Source organism: Desulfovibrio sp. 1188_IL3213 (genome assembly GCF_036763145.1).
Lineage (GTDB): Bacteria > Desulfobacterota > Desulfovibrionia > Desulfovibrionales > Desulfovibrionaceae > Desulfovibrio.
This window is the reverse complement of sequence record NZ_JBAIYR010000242.1, coordinates 1-3498: the sequence shown is the minus strand read 5'-3', so window position 1 is coordinate 3498 and position 3498 is coordinate 1. Positions and strand designations below refer to the sequence as shown.

The window sequence follows — 3498 nt, the reverse complement described above, 5'->3', positions numbered from 1 at the left end:
CCTCGCGTTGCGCCTGCAGCTCCTGGCGATGAGGCCCTGACGCTGCGCCTGCGTGAGGCCGCGCCGCGCCTTTCTGTCTGGCTGGGCATCGTGCTGGAGGGCGTGGACGAAACCGGTGATCTTTTGTGGCAGCGCCTTTCTTTTCTGCTTGGCGCGCTGGAAGCTCCGCCCCACGAGGCGCAGGCTTTTGTGGACGATTTCCGCGACTGGACGCAGCGCATGGATTACCGGCAGGTGGACGAATTCCGTTCGGAATTGCAGTACCGCCTTGCCCTTGCCCTTGATCTGGAAGACGAAGAAGACGAGCGCAGCCGTCTTTTCATCAAGATCACCGAAGGGCTGGCCCGCACGCGCGAACAGTTCGCACGCGGGCTGGACGCTCTTTTCTCCGGACATGGCGAACTTGACGATGCCTTCTGGGAAGAGCTGGAAGAGCTTTTTATCATGGCCGACCTGGGCTACGAGCCGTCTCTGGAGCTTGTGGAGCGCCTTAAGGAGCGCGCCCGCAAGGAAAAAGTGACCGAAGCCTCCGGCATGCGCGCTTTGCTCATGGCCGAAGTGGAGGAAATTTTTCGCGCGCCGCGCCGCATTGCCGCCGTCAACCCGCCTGAGGTGGTGCTGATGATCGGCGTAAACGGCGTGGGAAAAACCACCACCATAGCAAAGCTGGCCCACCGCGCCCGCATGCAGGGCAAAAAGGTCATGATTGCCGCCGCCGACACCTTCCGCGCTGCTGCCATAGAGCAGCTTCAGGTGTGGGCCGGGCGTGTGGGAGCGCTTTTTCATGCCAAGTCCGCCGGAGCGGACCCTGCGTCTGTGGCCTATGAAGCTATGGATCGCGCCGTCAGGGAAGGGGTGGACATTCTTTTTGTGGATACGGCGGGCCGTTTGCAGACCAAGGTCAATCTTATGGAAGAACTGACCAAGATCCGTCAGGTGCTGGGCAAAAAACATCCCGGCGCGCCCCATCGCAGCATTCTGGTCATTGACGCCACCACGGGGCAGAATGCCCTGTCGCAGACAAAGCTGTTTAAAGAGGCGGCCGGGGTGGACGAACTCATCCTGACCAAGCTGGACGGCACGGCCAAGGGCGGCGTTGCCGTAGCGGTAGCCATGCAGTACCATCTGCCCATCACGTTTGTGGGCCTTGGCGAAAAGATGGAAGACCTGCGTCCCTTCAATGGCGAGGACTACGCCCGCGCCCTGCTGGGGCAGAAAGAAGAATAAGGATGGCGTTGCGCGCGAGGGGCAGCCCTCATGCCGTTGACGGCATGTACATGCGCCACCGGCGGGAGCGCGAAGCTCCGGTGTAATGATATAAAAGCGGCCCGGCCTTTTACAGGTCGTGCCGCTTTTGACGTGCCGGAGTCCGGCGGCGGGCGGCGCTGAGAGCGGTAAACTGGCCGGGACGGAAAGGCCCGGTTCCTTCGCCAGGGTGAGGCGCAGTTGGGTGCTGAATGCCTGATCGTCCGTGAGAACGATGACGTCCCGCCCTCTTTGGTTATATAGTTGATGACAGTATCCTGATAGGATGTCTGCCGGGCTTTCAGGGCCGGGCCGGACGCCATGACCTCTCCTTTGGGATTCAAAAGAACAAAACGGCCGGGATCGGCCGTGAAAACAGCGAAAGTTTTTTCTTCCGATGCGGGCGAGCCGGTATTCCTGAATTGTATTGGCTCATGCGTAGTTTTTTAGTGTGTTGCCAAGCGAGCCCGTTAGAGGCAAAAACAAAAAATATGGCAAAAAGCCTTGACGCCGCGGCGTTGGTTGGCTAGAACAACGCTTGCCCATCAAGACAGGTGTCTTCTGTGGGCATTTCCCTGGACGGCAGGGAAGGGCAGGTTGAGCCTGCTCTGCTGCACCTGGCGCGGTCATCACGGCCGCACAGGATTTGACATGTGCAGGCGTTACCAGATGCCGGACAATGTCGAGCCGTTCCAGCCCAAGACGGATCCCACCGCTGCCCCGGAGGCGCGCGTGACCCGGGGCTGTAAGGTAGAGGGGTATACCCCTCATTTGGTGACCCTGCGGGACCGCCTTGCCACCTTTTCTTTGGTGGCCTGGCCTGGGCGACGCCGGGGAGCATCATGCGGATGATGCAGGCGCGTTCAGGCGTCCAAAATCTTCCGATTTCCTGATTATCAGGCATGATGCGCGCATTAGCGCAGCCCCCTTACGTTGCTCCGTTCCGTCCCTTCCAGGGTGAGGTCGGCCTTCGGGCCATACTTCATGGCCCGCGTATGCTGTGAAGAAGCCCGCACTGCCGGTGGTCGGCGGGTGGGATGTTTTTGCAAACGGAGTAGGCAAAATGACGACAGTTAGCAGCGATCGCATTCGGATCAAGCTCAAAGCCTACGATTACCGCATACTGGATAAAGCCGTTGCGGAAATCGTGGATACGGCGCGCAATACGGGTGCTGGAGTGGCAGGGCCAATCCCTCTGCCCACCAACATCCATAAGTACACCGTCCAGCGTTCCGTGCACGTGGACAAAAAGTCCCGTGAACAGTTTGAGATGCGTATCCACAAGCGCCTTATGGATATTCTGGAACCCACGCAGCAGACCGTCGACGCGCTGGGCAAGCTTTCCTTGCCCGCCGGTGTGGACGTGGAAATCAAGCTCTAGCGAGAGGCAGTCATGGCTGAGAAAATGGGAATTTTGGGTCGCAAACTCGGTATGACCCGCATATTTGACGGTAGCGGCGCAGCCGTACCCGTCACGGTGATTGAGGCAGGGCCTTGCCCCGTCACCCAGGTCAAGACCGCGGATTCCGACGGCTATAACGCCGTGCAGATCGCGCTGACCAACGCCAAGGAAAAGCATGTGAGCAAGGCCATGCAGGGCCACTTTGCCAAGGCTGGCAAGGGCCTCTTCCGCCATCTGCGCGAAATCCGTCTTACGGCTGCTCCTGAGCAGGAACTGGGACAGGAACTTACCGTTGAAATGTTCGCTGCCGGCGACACCGTAAAGGTGACCGGCAAGAGCGTGGGTAAGGGCTACCAGGGCCGCATGCGCCGCTGGAACTTTGCCGGTTCCAAGGATACGCACGGCTGCGAAAAGGTGCACCGCAACAACGGCTCCATCGGTAACAACACTTTTCCCGGCCGCGTGTTCAAGGGCCGGAAAATGGCCGGACACTGGGGCAATGAAACCGTTACGGAAATGGGCCTGACCATCGTCGACGTGCGTCCTGAAGACAACGTCATCCTGGTCAAAGGTTCCGTGCCCGGCCCCAAGAACGGGCTGGTGCTGATCCGCAAGCAGTAGAGGAAGCAGCAATGGCTACCGTGAAAGTATTTGACCAGAACAAGCAGGAAAGCGGTGAAGTTACGCTGGCTTCCGACGTGTTCGAAATCGAGGTGAGGCCCGAAATCCTCAACCTCGTGGCACGCGCGCAAATGGCGGCCAAACGCGCCGGGACGCACAATGTCAAAACCCGCGCCTTTGTTTCCGGCGGCGGCGCCAAGCCCTGGAAGCAGAAGGGTACCGGCCGCGCT

Annotated in this window: 4 protein-coding genes; all 4 read left to right on the top strand. The window is 59.8% G+C overall.

Going from position 1 to position 3498, the window contains the following annotated elements; genetic code table 11:
- Positions 1–1227 (top strand): signal recognition particle-docking protein FtsY (gene ftsY / locus V6C16_RS09550; RefSeq protein WP_333543082.1); only part of this gene is annotated, 1227 nt, incomplete at its 5' end.
- A gap of 1081 nt (positions 1228–2308) precedes the next feature.
- Positions 2309–2626: a 30S ribosomal protein S10 gene (gene rpsJ / locus V6C16_RS09545; RefSeq protein ID WP_022658146.1), complete on the top strand. Its 318-nt coding sequence runs from the start codon at positions 2309–2311 to the stop codon at positions 2624–2626.
- A gap of 12 nt (positions 2627–2638) precedes the next feature.
- The gene (gene rplC, locus V6C16_RS09540) at positions 2639–3268 is read left to right on the top strand and encodes a 50S ribosomal protein L3 (RefSeq protein WP_333534928.1); all 630 of its coding nucleotides are present in this window, start codon (positions 2639–2641) and stop codon (positions 3266–3268) included.
- A gap of 11 nt (positions 3269–3279) precedes the next feature.
- The coding region (rplD, locus tag V6C16_RS09535; RefSeq protein WP_333543081.1) for a 50S ribosomal protein L4 at positions 3280–3498 on the top strand (219 nt) is incomplete at its 3' end.

Excerpts from the sequence above, each read along its gene's own strand:
- rpsJ (WP_022658146.1), top strand. The coding sequence starts at position 2,309 with ATGACGACAGTTAGCAGCGATCGCATTCGGATCAAGCTCAAAGCCTAC.
- rplC (WP_333534928.1), top strand. The coding sequence starts at position 2,639 with ATGGCTGAGAAAATGGGAATTTTGGGTCGCAAACTCGGTATGACCCGC.